Consider the following 17,053-nt stretch of genomic DNA (forward strand, 5'->3'; position numbering starts at 1 on the left):
TGCGGCGTGGGTCGCGGACGGCAGTCCGACCTGCGGTTTCTTATCGTTATATAGGGGGGAAGGGGTCACGCGGTCCGCCGTGTGACCCTTTTCGCATCTCCTGACAGCCGCGCACCTGTATGGTGGGGCCGCTGATCATCCCCCCAGGAGTCACCCACCCATGGCACGTCCCTACGTCACCGTGATCGTCGTCGCCCATGACGGCGCGCGCTGGCTCGGGGAGACGCTGCGCGCCCTGATCAACCAGAGCCGCAGACCGGACCGCGTGGCCGGCGTCGACAACGGCAGCAGGGACGGTTCGGCCGACCTGCTGGCCCAGACGCTCGGGCGCGGCAACCTGATCTCCCTGCCCCGCTCCACCGGTTTCGGCGAGTCGGTCGCCACGGCGCTGGAGAAACTTCCGTCCGCCGGACGGGACGAATGGATCTGGCTGCTGCACGACGACTGCGCCCCCGACAGGCGCGCGCTGGAGCTGCTGCTCACCGCGGCCGAGCAGGATCCCAAGGCCGCCGTGCTCGGCCCGAAGTTACGCGACTGGCTCGACCGCAGGCGGCTGCTGGAGATCGGCGTCACCGTGGGCCGTACGGGACGCAGGGACACGGGGCTGGAGCCGCACGAGTTCGACCAGGGGCAGCACGACGGCACCCGCGAGGTGCTGTCGGTGTCCACGGCGGGGATGCTGATCAGGCGCGACGTGTGGGAGAAGGCCGGCGGCCTCGACCCGTTCTTCCCGATCTTCCGTGACGACCTCGACCTGTGCTGGCGGGTGCGCAACGCCGGGCACAAGGTGCTGATCGTGACGTCCGCGGTGGCCTGGCACGCCGAGGCGGCGGCCCGCAGGCGCCGGCGCATCACGGTCAGCGGCGACCATCCGCGCCGCCTCGACCGGCGCAACGCGATCTTCGTGGTCATGGCGAACCTGCCGTTCCGCGCGATGTTGTGGGCGCTGCTGCGGAACGTGATCAGTTCCATCGTGCGCACGGTGCTGTTCATCGTGAGCAAACAGCCGGCGAACGCGCTGGACGAGGTCGTGGCCATCTGCTCGATCCTCGTGCATCCGTTCCGGCTGCTGCGGGCGCGCCGGGCCCGCCGTCACGGCCGCAAGAGGGGATATATACGCATAAAGCGGCTTATGACCCCTCGGGGTGCGGCCTACCGGCGCCTCACCGACATGGTGCAGAGCTTCCTGGCCGGCGAGGCGCCCGTCGACTCCGCCGGCCGGCATCACCACTCCACAGCCCACCCAACCGGCGCCTCGGGCGAGGAGCAGGACGTCGTCCCGCCGCCCGACACCGGCGCCTTCCAGCGCTTCATCGGCCGGCCCGGCGTCATCCTCATGTTCGCGCTGACCGTCGTCTCGCTGATCGCCGAACGCTCGCTCCTCGGCGGCGAACGGCTCGGCGGCGGCGCCCTCGTGCCGGTGACCGGCGGCGCGAGCGACCTGTGGGCCTTCTACACCGAGGGCTACCACGACGTCGGGTTCGGCTCCACCGCCTGGGCGCCGCCGTACGTGGCCGTGCTGGCCGCCCTGTCCACGCTCGCGCTCGGCAAGACCTGGGTGGCCGTGTCGGTGCTGCTGCTGGGCTCGGTGCCGCTGGCCGGGGTCACGGCGTACCTGGCCACGCGGCACATCGTCCCCGCGGTGCCGGCCCGGGCCTGGGCGGCGGGGACGTACGCGCTGCTGCCCGTCGGCACCGGGGCCATCGCGGCGGGGCGGGTGGGGACGGCGGTGGTGTTCGTCCTCGTCCCCGTGTACGCCTGGCTCTGCGCCCGGCTGCTGTCCGCCGAGCCGCGACCGGCCAGGCGGGCCGCGTGGGGTCTTGGCCTGCTGCTGGCCGTGGGGACGGCGTTCGTGCCCCTCGTCTACCCGCTCTTCGCGGTCCTCGGCGTGCTCGGCGCGGTGGCCTTCGGCGGCGTCCGCGGCCGGTCGCGTTCCGCCGGCCGGGATGACGCGCCGGGCGGCGCGCGAGGTGGTGTGCAGGGCGGCGCGCGAGGTGATGCGCAGGGTGGCGTGCGGAGTGACCTGCGAGACGGTGTGCGGGGCGGGGTCGCCGGGTCGATGGGCATCGCGCTCGCCGTGCCGCCGCTGCTCCTGCTGCCCTGGCTCATGGACCTGCTGGGCGAACCCTGGCGACTGCTCCTTGAGGCAGGCTTGCACGATCCGGCCCTGGTGGACCCGTCGTTGCCCGCCGCGTCCCTGCTGGCGATCAGCCCGGGCGGGCCGGGGTTGCCGCCGTTCTGGGTGAGCGCGGGGCTGGTGGCGGCGGCGCTGGTCGCGCTGCTCATGCGCCGCCAGCGCACGATCGTCGCCGTCGGCTGGGGCATCGCGCTCTACGGCGTGCTGGCGGGCGTCCTGGTCAGCCGGATCACCGTCGAAGGCGCGCGGGCCTGGCCAGGGGTGCCGCTGGCGTTCGCGGGCGCGGGGCTGGTGGTGCTGGTCGGGTTGACCGCCCACCGGCTGACCGAGCTGCGCGCGGGTGGCGGGCTGCGGGGGCTGGGGGCGACGGCGGTGGTGGCGGTGGCGTTCAGCACGCCGCTGCTGGCCGCCGGTTACTGGATGGCCGGTGGCGTACGCGGGCCGCTGCTCGGCGACGCGCCCGACGTGATGTCGGCGCTGGCCGCCGCCCGTACCACACAAGGGGAACGGACCCTGGTGATCAAGGGCTCCGGATTCACGGTGCTGCACGGGCGCATCCCGCTGATCGGCGAGGCGGAGCTGCCGGCCGACCCCCAGGCCCGCGCCCGGGTGGGCGCGGCGGCGGAAGGGCTGGTCGGGGGCCGCGGCGGCGACGCGGCCACGCTGGCTCAGCAGGGCATCGGCATGGTGGCGCTGGCGCCTCCGGTCTCCTTCGAGCTGGCCAGGACCCTCGACTCGCAGCCGTCGTTGCAGCGCCTGAGCCTGTCGGAGTCGGGCGGCCTGTGGCGGCTGGCGGAGCCGGTCACCCGCGTGCCCGCCCAGCCGGTGAGCGTCATGCACGTGCCGCTGCTGTGGGCGCAGGGGGCGTTCCTGCTGGTGGTGCTGCTGATGGCGGCACCAGGCCGGCAGCGACAGGAGACGGCGGAGCCCGCCGGCGTGGCACTGGCGGGCGCCTGATGCCGGGCAAACGTGGCACAGGCGGGCGTGTGCGGGCGGGCGGAGGTGGCGCGATGAGGGACTTCGTGGAGCACAGGGTCGGGCTGCTGGTGCTGGTCGTCGTGTCTTTGACCGCCCTGTACGGCGTCGCGTACGTCACCACCCCGGCCCCGATCCCGCCCCCGCCCTCGGCCCCGAGGAAGGTGTCCGTGGAGTCGGTCACCGCGGTCTGCCCGGGGGCGAAGGGCGAGCGGACCGGCGTCTACCTGCCGGGAACGGTGAACGGCGAGACCATGGAGGACGCGAAGCCGTTCGTGACCAAGGGCCCCGCCGGTCTTGAGGCCGGCTACCTCACCCGCGTCACGAAGGGCGCGGGCCGCGGCCTGGCGGGCGTCCGCTGCACGGAGCCGTCCGCCGCCACCTGGCTGGTCGGGCCGGGCCCCGCGAACGCCGACGTACGCCTGCACCTCACGAACGCCGACAAGGCCCCCGCGCTGGCGGACGTGCAGGTCTACGCGGCGGAGGGCCCGATCTCGGGTGACGCGGGCGTCGGGCTGGAGATCGCGCCGGGCGAGCACAGGGAGATCGACCTCAAGACGCTGGCCCCGTCCGCCGACATCATGGCCCTGAGCGTCACCACCGTCTTCGGCCGCGTGGCCGTGGCCGCCAGGACCACGCTGGAGACGGGCGGCGTGGACTGGCTCCCACCTGCGGCGCCGCCGGCCACGCGCGTGGTCGTGCCCGGCATCCCCGGGGGCGGCGGCCTGCGCCGCCTGCTCGTCGCCGCGCCCGGCGAAGAGGACGCGACCGTGCAGGTCAGGGCGGTGAGCGAGGACGCCGAGTTCGCGATGCGCGGCAAGGAGTCGCTGAACGTGCCGGCCGGCGGCGTGGTCGCCCTCGACGTCACCACCGGCATCGTCGGCAGCGCGTCCGCCCTCGTCCTGACCTCGTCCTGACCTCGTCCGCGCCGGTCGTGGCCGGGCTGATGATCACCGGCACGGGCGCGCGTTCGGACGTCGCCTTCACGGCGGGGACGCCGTCCCTGGAACTGGGCAGCGCTGTGGCCCGCAACGGCGCCGGCTCGGAACTCCTCCTCACCGCCGTCAGCGGCCCCGGCTCGGTGCGGGTCCAGGTGGTGCAGGGGGAGGGGGCGGAGCAGGCGCCGTTCGACGTGGAGGTGGCGGCGGGACGGACGCGGGCGGTGAAGCTCAAGGCCAAGGGGGACTTCGCGGTCGTGGTCACGCCGGTGTCGGGGGAGGTCTACGGCGGGCGGGTGGTGCGCGAACGCCTGAAGTCGGGCGTCCTGCTGACGGCGCAGCCGCTGGCTCCCGCACGAATGTGGACGATGCTCCGACCGCTGACGGACACCCCCCGCGTGGTGCTCCCCTGAGCACCGGAACCCCGGCGGGACAGGCTCCGCGTGGTGCTCTCTTGAGCACCGGGCGTTCAGCGGCGGTCGTCGTAGCCCGGGTCGACCGTCTCGGGGGCCAGGCCCAGCAGCGTGGCGACCTGTTCCACCACCGTGTCGTGGACCATCGCCCCCAGCGTGTCACGATCACGCGCCCTGGCCTCCAGCGGCCGCCGGTAGATCACGACGGACGCGGGCGACTGCCCGGCCGCGGCGTCGGCCCGGCCGAACGGGATCGGGTCGGAGCCGAGCCGGGGCCCGTCGCCCAGCTCGCTCAGCGGCGGCACCTCCTCCACCGCGAACTCCACCGCCGCGAGCTGTTTCTCCCAGCGCGGCCTGAGCCGGTCGACCGCGTCGAGCACCAGGTCGTCGAAGCGTTCGCTGCGCGACTTCGCGATGGGGACATGGGAGGGAGCGAGCGGGCCGCGCAGGCCGCGACCATGGCGATCGCGCCGTCTGGGCCCGCGCTTCTGAGTCACGTCAGCCAGTGTACGGGGCGCGTCCCCCGCGCACCGGGAGCACGTACGGGTTACGCCCGGGCGGCTCCGATGCGGGTTCTTGGCCAAGGAAGGGGAGGCAGGAGAGGTTGCTCATGAGGGGAGGTGGGGAAGCCGGGGAGGGAAGTGCGGGGGAAGGGGCGTTTTCTTCGGGGCATGTGGGTGGAAAACCTGCGACAGGTGTCCGAATTGTGGCGACACGCTCGTTAAGAGCGCTCAGGTAGTGGCGCCTCGCACTCTTACCAGATACGGTCCCTCCGTGAGCCCCGTCCGCCGCTGTTCCCGCACCGCCTGCAGCCAGCCTGCCGTCTTCACGCTCACGTACGTGTACGCCGACTCGACCGCTGTTCTGGGCCCCCTGGCGACGTACGCGGAGCCACATTGTTATGACCTGTGCGCCGAACATGCCGAGCGGCTGACCGCTCCCCGCGGCTGGGAGGTGGTACGGCTGCCGACGGACGGCGCCTCGCCCAGTTCCGACGACCTCGAAGCGCTGGCCAACGCGGTCAGGGAGGCCGCGCGGCCGACGCCGTCAAGCGGCGGTGAGCCGGTCGGTCAGGGCGTCGAGGTCGGCCGTCGCGGGCACCTGCGCGTTCTGAGATCGGCCCAGCAGCACCGTGACCGGTAGGCTCCCTGTGTAAGGCGGAACCGACCTAGGGCGGAGCTGGAGAGTGGGCGACCTCGCCAAGATCTTCAAAGCGTACGACGTTCGCGGAGTGGTGCCCGACGAGCTGGACGAGCCGGCCGCCGAGGCCGTGGGCGCGGCGTTCGTCGAGGTGACGGGTGCCGGATCGATCGTGGTCGCGCACGACATGCGCGAGTCGTCACCCCCGCTGGCCGAGGCGTTCATCCGCGGCGCCCGTTCGCGTGGCGCCGACGTCGTGCACGCCGGGCTGGGCTCGACCGACCTGCTCTACTACGCCAGCGGCAGCCTCGGGCTGCCCGGCGTGATGTTCACCGCCAGCCACAACCCGGCCCGCTACAACGGCATGAAGATGTGCCGGTCGGGCGCGGTGCCGATCGGCGGCGACACGGGCCTGGCCGAGATCCGCGACCGGGCGGCCGAGCTGGTCGGGGCCACGTTCGCGCCGGGCGGCTCGGTGATCGGCAAAGACCTGCTGACGGGCTACGCCGACCATCTGCGCACGCTGGTCGACCTGCGCGGCATCAGGCCGCTGAAGGTCGTCGTCGACGCGGGCAACGGCATGGGCGGCCACACCGTGCCGGCGGTGTTCGACGGGCTGCCGATCGAGCTGACCCCGCTCTACTTCGAGCTCGACGGGAGCTTCCCCAACCACGAGGCCAATCCGCTGGAGCCGCAGAACCTGGTGGATCTGCAGCGCGCGGTGGTCGAGCAGGGCGCCGACCTGGGGCTGGCCTTCGACGGCGACGCCGACCGGTGCTGGGTGATCGACGAGCGCGGCGAGTCGGTCTCGCCCTCGGTGATCACGGCGCTGGTGGCGGCGCGCGAGCTGGCCAAGCATCCAGGGGCGACGATCATTCACAATCTGATCACGTCGCTCGGCGTGCCGGAGATCGTGCGCGAGCACGGCGGCGTCCCGGTGCGCACGCGGGTCGGACACTCGTTCATCAAGGCCGAGATGGCGCGCACCGGCGCCGTCTTCGGCGGCGAGCACTCCGCCCACTACTACTTCAGGGATTTCTGGTACGCCGACTCCGGCCTGCTGGCCGCGATGCACGTGCTGGCCGCGCTGGGCGAGCAGGACAGCCCGCTGTCGGAGGTGGTCGGGGCCTACTCGCGCTACCACGCCTCGGGCGAGGTCAACAGCGCGGTGTCCGACCAGGCGGAGGCGCTGAGGCGGGTGCGTGAGGAGTTCGCGGGGCGCGGGGAGTTCGACGAGCTCGACGGGCTGACCGTGACCGGCTCCGGCTGGTGGTTCAACCTGCGCGCCTCCAACACCGAGCCGCTGCTCAGGCTCAACGCCGAGGCGGCCGACGAGACGAAGATGACGGCGATCAGGGACGAGGTCCTCGCCATTGTGGGAAAGGTGTCAGAGTGAAGATCGACGACTGGCTGCTGGAGATCCTGGCCTGCCCGGCGTGCAAGGCGCCGCTGCGTGCCGAGACCGAGGCGGAAGAGCTGGCCTGCACCGGATGCGGGCTGATCTACCCGGTCAGGGATGACATCCCGGTTCTGCTCGTCGACGAGGCCAGGAAGCCGTGACCTGGGAGCCGGAGCGGCTCGACGACCAGCGTCATCTCAGCGAGGGCGATCCCTCGGGCATGCTGCCGGCGGTGGCCGGCGCGGCGGCCCACGTACGCACCGGCTATCGCAGCGCCGTCGAGGCCCGCGTCGACCGCCTGGCCGGCCAGGGGCGTCCCCGCGCCATCGTGGTCGCGGGCATGGGCGGCTCCGGCATCGCCGGCGACATGCTGGCGGCGGTGGCGGGCAACGGCGCCCCGCTGCCGATCGTGACCCTGCGCTCCTACCAGCTCCCCGGCTGGGTGGGCGCGACCGACCTGGTCATCGCCGTCTCCGGCTCGGGCGACACCGAGGAGACGCTGTCCGTCGCCACCCAGGCCGTGCGGCGCGGCTGCACGCTGCTCGGCGTGGGCGCTCCGGGTTCGCCGCTTGAGGCCATCGCCACCCAGGCGTCGGCCGTCTACGTCCCGGTGCCGGTCAGCGGCCAGTCCAGGGCCAACCTGTGGCTGCTGGCCGTGCCGCTGATCGTGGCCGCGGCCGAGCTGCGGCTGGTGACGGCGGAGCCTGAGCTGTTCGAACGGGTGGCCGCGGCGCTTGAGGACATGGCGAACCGGTGCCGGCCGGCCAGCGAGTCGTTCATCAACCCGGGCAAGTCGCTGGCCATGGACCTGGCCGAGTCCGTACCGATGATCTGGGGCTCGTCGCCGTCCGCGGCCGTCGCGGCGCACCGGCTGGCCGGCCAGCTCCACGCGAACGCGAAATATCCCGCGATGCACGGCGAGCTGCCCGAGGCCGGCCATCTCCAGGTCGCGGCCCTCGACGGGCCGGTGGCCGAGCGCGACATCTTCGCCGACGTCTCCGGGCGCACGCTGCGGCTGGTGATCCTGCGCGACGTCGAGGAGCATCCCCAGGTGACGCGGCGGCGCGAGGCGTCGCTCAGGCTGGCGCGCGAGCGCGGGGTGCCGGTCACCGAGCTCGTGGCCGAGGGCGTGCACCCGCTGGAGCGGATGGCCACGCTCATCGGGCTCGGTGATTACGCCAGCACCTACCTGGCACTGGGTTATGCCATCGATCCCACCGCTGTGTCGGCGATCACTGAACTCAAGGCCCGAATTTCGCAATAGGATCCCCTATCAGGCCTTTGTAGTTGATCTTTATGAGTGGAGCAGATCGGTGAGCGCGAGCGGCGGAACCAAAGCGATCATTGCGGCATTGTCCGCGAACTTGGCCATCGCCGTGGCCAAGTTCGTGGCCGCGTTCTTCACCGGATCCTCCTCGATGCTGGCGGAGGGCATCCACTCGGTCGCCGACTCGGGCAACCAGGTGTTGCTGCTGGTCGGCGGTAAGAGAGCGGCCAGGGCCAGCACCAAGGAGCATCCGTTCGGATACGGGCGCGAGCGTTACTTCTACGCCTTCGTGGTGGCCGTCGTGCTGTTCACGATCGGCGCCGCGTTCTCGATTTACGAGGGCGTGCACAAGCTCTCCGATCCGCACCCGGTGGACGCGCCGCTCTGGGCGTTCGGCGTGCTGATCTTCGCGATCATCGCCGAGGCGTTCTCGTTCCGTACGGCGATCAAGGAATCGAACGCCGTGCGCGGCAAGCAGTCCTGGGTCGCCTTCATCCGCCGCTCCAAGTCGCCCGAACTGCCCGTCATCGTGCTCGAAGACCTGGGCGCGCTGCTCGGCCTGGTCTTCGCCCTGTTCGGCGTGACGATGGCGGTCGTCACCGGCGACGGGCGCTGGGACGGCGTCGGCACCCTGATGATCGGCGTGCTGCTGGCCGTGATCGCGATCGTGCTGGCCGTCGAGATGAAGTCGCTGCTCGTCGGCGAGGGTGCCGCGCCGGAGATGGAGACCCGCATCCGCGCCGCCCTGGAGGGTGCGCCCGAGGTGGCGCGGGTCATCCACATGCGCACGCTGCATCTGGGGCCCGAAGAGCTGCTGGTGGCGGCGAAGATCGCGGTCGAGCACAACGACACGGCGGCGGAGGTCGCCCACGGCATCGACGAGGCGGAGCGCCGCATCAGGGACGCCGTGCCGATCGCCCGCGTGATCTACCTGGAGCCCGACCTCGACCGTCAGAGCTCCAGCAACGCCTCCACCTCCGCCTGACCTCATCCGAAGCCTGAGCCCATCTGAAGAGCCTCGGCCTGATCGGGCCGAGGCTCCTGGCGGGTCCGCACCCCGCCTCGCGGCCTGCTCAGCGGTGGCGGAGCAGGCGCAGGGCCTTCTCCTTCTCGAAGTCCAGTGCCCTGCGCGGCACCTGGATGCGCCCGATGCGCACCCCCAGGTCGCGTACGGCCGCCGCCACCGCCGGGTCGCTCAGCACCCGCAGCGCGAACGCCAGCTCGGCCGGCGAGACGTCGAACCGCTTCTCCAGCTCCACTCCCTGGGCCACGGCGGACAGCTCGTCCGGCCCGAACCGGCGATGGGCCCCTTGCTCCCGCACCGGCGGCAACAGGCCGAGAGCCTCCCGGTATCGGAGCATTCGGGGGGACATGCCGAGTCGCTTGGCCGCTTCCGTGATGCGCATTCTTACATTCTTACGTCAGATTCCGGCCGCCTGGGGTGCGACCGCGTACGAGGGCCGCCTAAACTCGTCGGCGACAACATCAGTGACTAGCATCAGTGACGCGAGGGGAAACCCGATGGACTTCAAGGTCGCCGACCTTTCACTTGCCGACTTCGGCCGCAAGGAGATCCGGCTCGCCGAGCACGAGATGCCCGGCCTTATGGCGGTCCGCAAGGAATACGCGGCCTCCCAGCCCCTCCGCGGCGCGAAGATCATGGGCTCCCTGCACATGACCATCCAGACCGCCGTCCTCATCGAGACGCTGGTGGCGCTCGGCGCCGAGGTGCGCTGGGTGAGCTGCAACATCTTCTCCACCCAGGACCACGCCGCCGCCGCCGTCGTCGTCGGCCCCGACGGCACCGCCGACGACCCGAAGGGCGTGCCCGTCTTCGCCTGGAAGGGCGAGACGCTGGAGGAGTACTGGTGGTGCACCGAGCAGGCGCTGACCTGGCCTGACGGCGACGCCCCCAACATGATCCTCGACGACGGCGGCGACGCCACGCTGCTGGTGCACAAGGGCGCCGAGTACGAGAAGGCCGGCGCCGTGCCGCCCGCGACCGCCGACGACCCGGAGGAGTGGCACGTCATCATCGACCTGCTCACCCGCACGGTCGGCGCCGACAAGCGGTGGACCAGGATCGCCGAGAGCATCAAGGGCGTCACCGAGGAGACCACGACCGGCGTGCACCGTCTCTACGAGATGCACAAGAACGGCCAGCTCCTCTTCCCGGCGATCAACGTCAACGACTCGGTCACCAAGTCGAAGTTCGACAACAAGTACGGCTGCCGCCACTCCGTCATCGACGGCCTCAACCGCGCCACCGACGTGCTGATCGGCGGCAAGGTGGCCGTGGTCTGCGGTTACGGCGACGTCGGCAAGGGCTGCGCCGACGCGCTGCGCGGCCAGGGCGCCCGCGTCATCGTCACCGAGATCGACCCGATCTGCGCGCTCCAGGCGGCCATGGACGGCTTCCAGGTGACCACGCTGGAGGAGGTCGTCGGCATCGCCGACATCTTCGTCACCGCCACCGGCAACTTCAACATCATCACCGCCGCGCACATGGCGCAGATGAAGCACCAGGCGATCGTCTCCAACATCGGCCACTTCGACAACGAGATCGACATGGCCGGCCTGGCCAAGCTGCCCGGCATCGTCAGGAACACGATCAAGCCGCAGGTCGACGAGTGGGTCTTCGCCGACGGCCACTCGATCATCGTGCTGGCCGAGGGCCGCCTGATGAACCTGGGCTGCGCGACCGGCCACCCCAGCTTCGTCATGTCCAACTCGTTCACCAACCAGGTGATCGCCCAGATCGAGCTGTTCACGAAGACGGCCGAATACCCGCTCGGCGTCTACACGCTGCCCAAGCACCTGGACGAGAAGGTGGCCCGCCTGCACCTCGACGCCCTGGGCGTCAAGCTCACCGAGCTGACCAAGGAGCAGGCCTCCTACATCGGCGTCCACATCGAGGGCCCCTACAAGTCCGACCACTACCGGTACTAGATCTTCCTCAGAGATAGCTCCGGGAGATCCTCTCTCGGAGCTATCCGTTTTTTCATCTTTTACGGCGGGCCAGGTTACCCGCACGCGCCGACGCCACCTCCGTCCGTCATGGCCGGTCGTGAAGGCTCACGGGCCGGGCGCCGTGACGACGCGTAATCTTGGCCGTGTTCTTCGGTGGGGGCTGGCCATGGATCTCAGTGCGAGCGGTGAGCGGCAGATCTCCTGGGCTGCCCGGTCGATGCCGGTGTTGACCGCGATCGGTGAGCGGTTCTCCCTCGAACGCCCGCTGGACGGGCTGAGGATAGCCGCGTGCCTGCACGTGACCGCGGAGACGGCCGTGCTGATGGGGGCACTGAAGGCGGGAGGCGCGCAGATCGCGCTGGCCGCGTCCAACCCGCTGTCCACGCAGGACGACGTCGCCGAGGCGTTGCGGAGCTACGGGATCGCGGTGCACGCGCGGGCCGGGGTGGATCGGGCGGCCTACTACCGGCACATCCACCAGGCGCTCGACCTCGCGCCCGACCTCGTGCTCGACGACGGGTGCGACCTGGTCAACATCCTGCACACCGAGCGCACCGACCTGCTCGAAGGCGTGAGCGGCGGCTGCGAGGAGACCACGACCGGGATCATCCGGCTGCGGCAGATGGCCGCCGAGGACGCGCTGCGCTTCCCCGTGGTGGCCGTCAACGACACCCGCACCAAGCGCATGTTCGACAACCGCTACGGCACCGGCCAGTCCACGCTCGACGGCATCATGCGGGCCACCAACACCATGCTGGCGGGCCGGACCGTGGTGGTGGCCGGGTTCGGCTTCTGCGGGCGGGGGGTGGCCGAGCGGGCGAAGGGCTTCGGCGCCCGGGTGATCGTGACCGAGATCGACGCGGTCAAGGCGCTCGACGCCACCCTGCAAGGCTACGAAGTGCGGCCGATGGCGCAGGCCGCGCTGATCGGCGACCTGTTCGTCACCGTGACGGGCAACCGCGACGTGATCAGGGCCGAGCACCTGGCCGCGATGAAGGACGGCGCGATCCTGGCCAACGCGGGGCACTTCGACGTGGAGATCGACGTGCGGGCGCTGGACGAGCTGGCCTCCGAGGTGCACCGGGGCGTGCGCCCCAACACCGACGAATACGTCATGCCCGACGGCCGCCGCCTCCTGCTGCTGGCCGAGGGCCGCCTGGTCAACCTCACCGCCGCCGAGGGGCATCCGGCGGCCGTCATGGACATGTCGTTCTCCGCCCATGCCCTGGCCGTGGCCTGGCTGGCCGGTGAGCGGGCCGGGCTCGCGCCGGGGGTGTACGACGTGCCGGAGGAGATCGACCATGAGGTGGCCAGGCTCAAGCTGTCCGCGGCCGGCATCGGCATCGACGTGCTCAACCCTGAGCAGGAGGACTACCTGCATTCGTGGCGCGTCGGCTCGTGAACGCGGGCGCCGGCCCTCTCCCGAGCCGGCCTGCCGTTGACGCCGGCGTCCGTGGCAGGGGGCTGCCGCGGACGCCGCGCCCGGCCCTACCAGACGACCCGGTCGACGGTGTCGTTCAGCAGGACCGGCTCCTCCAGGTGCTGGCCGGGGAACAGCGGGCGGGTGCGGCCGCTCTGCTCGTCGATCAGCACAGCGACGCCTGCCGTGCGGTTCACCCAGGACGAGACGTTGTCGGCGGCGGTGGGGCCGCCGTGCCCGGGCATGGGCAGCCAGCGCAGGTCGATGGCGTAGCCGGCGCCGATCCCGTACGCCGGGCCGGAGAAGCCGTAGTCGCGGTAGAGGCACAGCGTGCCGGGCGGGCACGGCTCGCCGTCGCCGAGCTGGATCACGCCCGGCGGCAGCGGCGCGGCGGCGGCGGGCGGCGCGGCGGGCAGGGCGGTGACGCCGGCGAGGGCCACGGTGGCGGCGGTGACGGTCAGGGCGCGGGCGAGTGCGGTGCTCAGGGACGGCAAGATGCCTCCTCGGGAGGGCGGTTCGATGCTGACGCCCCACACTCTCGTACACGAACAGCGACGAGATAACTACTCAGAGTGATGTATTGCCGTGGCTCTCAGGTGACGGACGACCCACCGCCATGACCTGCGGAAACGTTGTAGGCTCCGGGCTTCACGGCGCCCGCTGCAGCTCCTGCATGCGGCGGATCTCCGCCGCCTGGGTGACGCTGACGTCGCTCGCCAGTTCCTCGATCCGGATGTGCTTCCCGCCGCCCAGCACCTGCTCGGACATCTTGATCGCCCCGAGGTGGTGGTTGATCATGAGCTGCAGGAACATCTGGTCGAAGTCCTTGCCCGTGGCCGCCTTGAGCGCCTCCATCTGCTCCGGCGTGGCCATTCCCGGCATGCCCTCGTGCGCCGCGTGATGCTCGGGCACCTTCTGCTCCTGCTCCCGCAGCCACGAGGTCATGAACTGGATCTCCGGGCCCTGTGCAGCCTTGATGCGGTCGGCCAGGCTCTTGAGCTTCGCGGACTCGGCGCGGCTGGGGGCCAGCAGGGCCATGTCCATGGCCTGCCGGTGGTGCACGATCATGTCCTGGACGTACGTGATGTCCGCCGCGTTGGGCGTCTCGGAGGGTACGGCGGTGGCGGCCTCGCTCGGGGAGAGCGTTCTGGCCTGCTCGCCCGGACGGCCCGGCGCGATCACGGGGGCGGTCGAGCCGGCCCGTGGAGCCTGGGGCGCCGTACTGGAGGTGCAGCCGGTGAGGACGACGAGCAGGCTCGCGAACACGATGAGCGCAGCGCGCACCCAACCTCCTGACTGACTCGGTTCAGAATGCGCACTCTAGGTGATAAGCCCGCCGAAGAAAAGAGGGCGAACCGTGACAAAAATTGACACGTTGGACGCTGGTCACGGAAGCGAAGAAAGGTGAGGATTGCCTAGATTTATGCTCCCTTTATCGGAGGTTCCCGCGTGTTCACCCCCCGCAGGGCTCTCATCCTGCTCGCGGCGCTCGTCGCGATGTCCGGCGTCATCGCGCCGGCGCAGGCTGCGGACATCCCGGCTCCCGGCGAGATCGTCATGAGCCCGAACATCAAGCACGTCACCAATGTGCCCAAACCCGAGGCTCTGGCCGACATCCACACGGACATGGCCTTCCAGGGCGACTACGCCTACGTGGGCAACTACTACGGCTTCTCGATCTACGACATCAGGAACCCCAAGCGAACGTCCCTGGTCAGCTCGGTGGTCTGCCCCGGCGGCCAGATGGACGTGTCGGTGTACGGCAACCTGCTGTTCGGGTCCGTCGACTCCTCGCGCAACAACGACTCGTGCAGCAGCACCGGGCAGAGCGCCACGATCAAGGAATCGTGGGAGGGCATCCGCATCTTCGACGTCTCGAACAAGGCCAACCCGACGTACGTCAAGGCGGTCGAGACGAACTGCGGCTCGCACACGCACACGCTCGTGCCCGACCGCAGGCGGCAGAACGTCTACATCTACATCTCCTCCTACAGCCCGAGCGCCACGTACCCGGACTGCCAGCCGCCGCACGACCTCATCACCATCGTGAAGGTCCCGCTGCGCAACCCGGCGGCGGCCTCGGTCATCGCCACGCCGAACCTCTTCCCCGACGGCGGCTTCCCCGGCGTGCCGGGCCAGTACCCCGACGGCAAGTCGGCCACCACAGGCTGCCACGACATCACGGCCTACCCGGAGAAGGGCATCGCCGCGGGCGCCTGCATGGGTGAGGGCGTGCTGCTCGACATCCGCAACCCCGAGCAGCCCAGGGTCACCGCCACCGTCCGGGACGAGACGAACTTCGCCTTCTGGCACTCGGCGACGTTCAACAACGAAGGCACGAAGGTCATCTTCACCGACGAGCTCGGCGGCGGCACCAGGGCCACCTGCAACGAGGCCATCGGGTCCGTCAAGGGCGCGAACGCCTACTACGACCTGGTCAACGGGCAGTTCGTGTTCAAGGGCTACTTCAAGATCCCGCGGCACCAGGCCGACACCGAGAACTGCGTGGCCCACAACGGCTCGCTGATCCCGGTCAAGGGCCGCGACATCATGGTGCAGGCGTGGTACCAGGGCGGCATCTCGGTGGTCGACTTCACCGACTCCGCGCACCCGCAGGAGATCGCCTACTTCGAGCGCGGCCCCGACAACACCGCGCCGGCGCTCAGCGGCGGCTTCTGGTCCGCCTACTACTACAACGGCTACATCTACGGCTCCGACTTCAACCTCGGCCTCGATGTGCTGAAGCTCAACGACTGGCGTACGAACAAGGCCAACGGCGTCAAGATGCGCTCGCTGAACGCGCAGACGCAGGAGTCGTACCCCGAACGAGGCCACGGCCACGGTGACGGCCACGGTGACGGTCACGGCGGCGGCCACCACTGACAGACCCCAGCGGCGGGGGCGCCCGGAAGGAGCCCTCGCCGCTCAGGCTTTTCCCGCCACAGTTCCCGAGTAATGCAATCAAGGAGGCTCCCGAGTGTTCCCATTTCGCCGCTCGATCGTCGTGGCGGCGGCGGCCACAGCGTTAGCGCTGGCGGGCATGCCCGCGTCGGCCGCCGACATCCCGCCCCCCGACGCCGTGGTCACCAGCCCGAACGTGACCCACGTGCTGAACATCCCCAAGCCGGCCCCGATCGCCGCCACCATCAACACCGACATCGCCTTCCAGGGCGACTACGCCTACGTCGGCAACTACGGCGGCTTCTCGATCTACGACATCAGGAACCCCAAGCGGGCCAGGGCCGTCAGCTCGGTCGTCTGCCCCGGCTCCCAGATGGACGTCAGCGTCTACGGCAACCTGCTGTTCACCGCCGTCGACTCCTCGCGCAACAACGACTCGTGCAGCAGCACCGGGCAGAGCGCCACGATCAAGGAATCGTGGGAGGGCGTCCGTATCTTCGACGTCTCCGACAAGGCGAACCCGCGCTACATCAAGTCCGTCGAGACCAACTGCGGCTCCCACACCCTGACCCTGGTGCCGGGCAAGGGCCGCGACAAGAACAAGAACGTCTACCTCTACGTCTCGTCGTACCTGCCGCAGGCGGACTTCCCCGACTGCCAGCCGCCGCACGACAAGATCTCGATCATCAAGGTGCCGCTGCGGAACCCGACCGCGGCCGCGGTTGCCTCCACCCCGATCGTCTTCCCCGACGGCGGCAACGAGACCCAGCCGGGCCTGCTGATTCCGACCACCGGCTGCCACGACATCACCGTCTACGCCGAGAAGGACATCGCGGCGGGCGCGTGCATGGGTGACGGCGTGCTGTTCGACATCCGCGACCGGCTGAACCCGAGGGTCACGGCCAGGACCACGGACCCGAACTTCGCGTTCTGGCACTCGGCCACGTTCACGAACGACGCCAGGAAGGTCGTCTTCACCGACGAGCTCGGCGGCGGCGGAGCGGCCACCTGCAACGAGGCGACGGGGCCGAACCGCGGCGCGGACGCGATCTACGAGATCGTCCGCGGCAAGCTCGTGTTCAAGAGCTACTTCAAGATCCCGCGCTACCAGGCCGACAGCGAGAACTGCGTCGCGCACAACGGCTCCCTGATCCCGGTCAAGGGCCGCGACATCATGGTTCAGGCCTGGTACATGGGCGGGCTGTCGATCTGGGACTTCACCGACGCCTCGCGGCCGAGGGAGATCGGCTACTTCGAGCGCGGTCCCCGCTCGGACGGCAGCGGCGGCGGCATCTGGTCCGCCTACTACTACAACGGTTACATCTACGGCGCCGACTTCAACGAGGGGCTCGACGTCATCAAGATCGACGACCGGCTCACCGACGGCGCCAGGCACGTTCGTACCGACAGGTTGAACGTCCAGACGCAGGAGTCGTTCCCCGGCGGTGGCCACGGTGGTGGGCACGGCGGCTGGTGAGGTGACCGCTCGTCCG

Annotated in this window: 16 protein-coding genes; 12 read left to right on the forward strand and 4 right to left on the reverse strand. The window is 70.5% G+C overall.

Translation table 11 applies throughout. The features are described 5' to 3' along the window. Window positions 1-160 precede the first annotated feature (160 nt). Genes AB0C28_RS19585 through AB0C28_RS19595 form a run of 3 tightly spaced genes read left to right on the forward strand, consistent with a single transcriptional unit; the run spans window position 161 to window position 4,463 of the window. A complete protein-coding gene (locus AB0C28_RS19585) occupies window positions 161-3,094 on the forward strand; it encodes a glycosyltransferase family 2 protein (protein ID WP_358076161.1) in 2,934 nt (977 codons plus the stop codon). A gap of 53 nt (window positions 3,095-3,147) precedes the next feature. After that, window positions 3,148-4,029 carry a DUF5719 family protein gene (locus AB0C28_RS19590; RefSeq protein ID WP_358076164.1) on the forward strand — a complete coding sequence of 294 codons (882 nt, stop codon included), beginning with the start codon at window positions 3,148-3,150 and terminating at the stop codon, window positions 4,027-4,029. Window positions 4,030-4,046: 17 nt separating this feature from the next. Beyond that, a complete protein-coding gene (locus AB0C28_RS19595) occupies window positions 4,047-4,463 on the forward strand; it encodes a DUF5719 family protein (RefSeq protein WP_358076167.1) in 417 nt (138 codons plus the stop codon). A gap of 56 nt (window positions 4,464-4,519) precedes the next feature. On the opposite strand, the gene AB0C28_RS19600 is transcribed toward AB0C28_RS19595, so the two are convergent. Next, a complete protein-coding gene (locus AB0C28_RS19600) occupies window positions 4,520-4,969 on the reverse strand; it encodes a metallopeptidase family protein (protein WP_346102633.1) in 450 nt (149 codons plus the stop codon). A gap of 268 nt (window positions 4,970-5,237) precedes the next feature. Here AB0C28_RS19600 and AB0C28_RS19605 point away from each other — a divergent pair, with 268 nt between their 5' ends. From AB0C28_RS19605 to AB0C28_RS19625, 5 genes are read left to right on the forward strand one after another with little or no spacing between them, the layout of a single operon-like run. Continuing rightward, window positions 5,238-5,606 (forward strand): DUF3499 domain-containing protein, encoded by a 369-nt coding sequence (locus AB0C28_RS19605; protein WP_357847191.1) that lies wholly within the window; start codon window positions 5,238-5,240, stop codon window positions 5,604-5,606. A gap of 43 nt (window positions 5,607-5,649) precedes the next feature. Then, complete coding sequence (locus AB0C28_RS19610) at window positions 5,650-6,999, forward strand: phosphomannomutase/phosphoglucomutase (RefSeq protein WP_357847188.1); 1,350 nt, start codon at window positions 5,650-5,652, stop codon at window positions 6,997-6,999. Further along, window positions 6,996-7,163, forward strand: coding sequence for a Trm112 family protein (locus AB0C28_RS19615; protein WP_106236648.1), 168 nt, complete (start codon window positions 6,996-6,998; stop codon window positions 7,161-7,163). The genes AB0C28_RS19610 and AB0C28_RS19615 overlap by 4 nt, the downstream gene beginning before the upstream one ends. Further along, the gene (locus AB0C28_RS19620; RefSeq protein WP_357847183.1) at window positions 7,160-8,266 is read left to right on the forward strand and encodes an SIS domain-containing protein; all 1,107 of its coding nucleotides are present in this window, start codon (window positions 7,160-7,162) and stop codon (window positions 8,264-8,266) included. Before AB0C28_RS19615 ends, AB0C28_RS19620 begins: the two co-directional genes overlap by 4 nt. Window positions 8,267-8,315: 49 nt before the next feature. Beyond that, window positions 8,316-9,254 carry a cation diffusion facilitator family transporter gene (locus AB0C28_RS19625; RefSeq protein ID WP_357847180.1) on the forward strand — a complete coding sequence of 313 codons (939 nt, stop codon included), beginning with the start codon at window positions 8,316-8,318 and terminating at the stop codon, window positions 9,252-9,254. A gap of 88 nt (window positions 9,255-9,342) precedes the next feature. On the opposite strand, the gene AB0C28_RS19630 is transcribed toward AB0C28_RS19625, so the two are convergent. Next, on the reverse strand, window positions 9,343-9,675 hold the full coding sequence (locus AB0C28_RS19630) for a MerR family DNA-binding transcriptional regulator (protein ID WP_106236653.1): 333 nt from the start codon (window positions 9,673-9,675) through the stop codon (window positions 9,343-9,345). A 115-nt stretch (window positions 9,676-9,790) separates the two neighbouring features. On the opposite strand from AB0C28_RS19630, the gene ahcY reads away from it, so the two are divergent. Continuing rightward, a complete protein-coding gene (gene ahcY / locus AB0C28_RS19635; RefSeq protein WP_357847177.1) occupies window positions 9,791-11,218 on the forward strand; it encodes an adenosylhomocysteinase in 1,428 nt (475 codons plus the stop codon). Window positions 11,219-11,405: 187 nt separating this feature from the next. Beyond that, window positions 11,406-12,641, forward strand: a complete 1,236-nt coding sequence (locus AB0C28_RS19640; RefSeq protein ID WP_358076170.1) for an adenosylhomocysteinase — start codon at window positions 11,406-11,408, stop codon at window positions 12,639-12,641. An 86-nt stretch (window positions 12,642-12,727) separates the two neighbouring features. Here the strand turns inward: AB0C28_RS19640 and AB0C28_RS19645 are convergent, their stop codons facing one another. Next, entirely contained in the window at window positions 12,728-13,153 is a 426-nt protein-coding gene (locus tag AB0C28_RS19645; RefSeq protein WP_357847171.1) for a peptidase inhibitor family I36 protein, read from the reverse strand. 154 nt (window positions 13,154-13,307) lie between these two features. Then, a complete protein-coding gene (locus AB0C28_RS19650; protein ID WP_358076173.1) occupies window positions 13,308-13,943 on the reverse strand; it encodes a DUF305 domain-containing protein in 636 nt (211 codons plus the stop codon). A 165-nt stretch (window positions 13,944-14,108) separates the two neighbouring features. Here AB0C28_RS19650 and AB0C28_RS19655 point away from each other — a divergent pair, with 165 nt between their 5' ends. Then, entirely contained in the window at window positions 14,109-15,542 is a 1,434-nt protein-coding gene (locus AB0C28_RS19655) for a hypothetical protein (protein ID WP_358076175.1), read from the forward strand. 94 nt (window positions 15,543-15,636) lie between these two features. Beyond that, a complete protein-coding gene (locus AB0C28_RS19660) occupies window positions 15,637-17,037 on the forward strand; it encodes a hypothetical protein (protein WP_357847162.1) in 1,401 nt (466 codons plus the stop codon). The last annotated feature ends 16 nt before the right edge of the window (window positions 17,038-17,053 follow it).

Origin of the sequence: Nonomuraea sp. NPDC048892 (assembly GCF_040649735.1) — a bacterium.
Lineage (GTDB): Bacteria > Actinomycetota > Actinomycetes > Streptosporangiales > Streptosporangiaceae > Nonomuraea > Nonomuraea maheshkhaliensis.

What these genes read in the sequence shown, in the direction of transcription:
- AB0C28_RS19585 (WP_358076161.1), top strand. Translation starts at nt 161, where the DNA reads ATGGCACGTCCCTACGTCACCGTGATCGTCGTCGCCCATGACGGCGCG.
- ahcY (WP_357847177.1), top strand. Translation starts at nt 9,791, where the DNA reads ATGGACTTCAAGGTCGCCGACCTTTCACTTGCCGACTTCGGCCGCAAG.
- AB0C28_RS19590 (WP_358076164.1), top strand. Translation starts at nt 3,148, where the DNA reads ATGAGGGACTTCGTGGAGCACAGGGTCGGGCTGCTGGTGCTGGTCGTC.
- AB0C28_RS19630 (WP_106236653.1), bottom strand. Translation starts at nt 9,675, where the DNA reads ATGCGCATCACGGAAGCGGCCAAGCGACTCGGCATGTCCCCCCGAATG.
- AB0C28_RS19640 (WP_358076170.1), top strand. Translation starts at nt 11,406, where the DNA reads ATGGATCTCAGTGCGAGCGGTGAGCGGCAGATCTCCTGGGCTGCCCGG.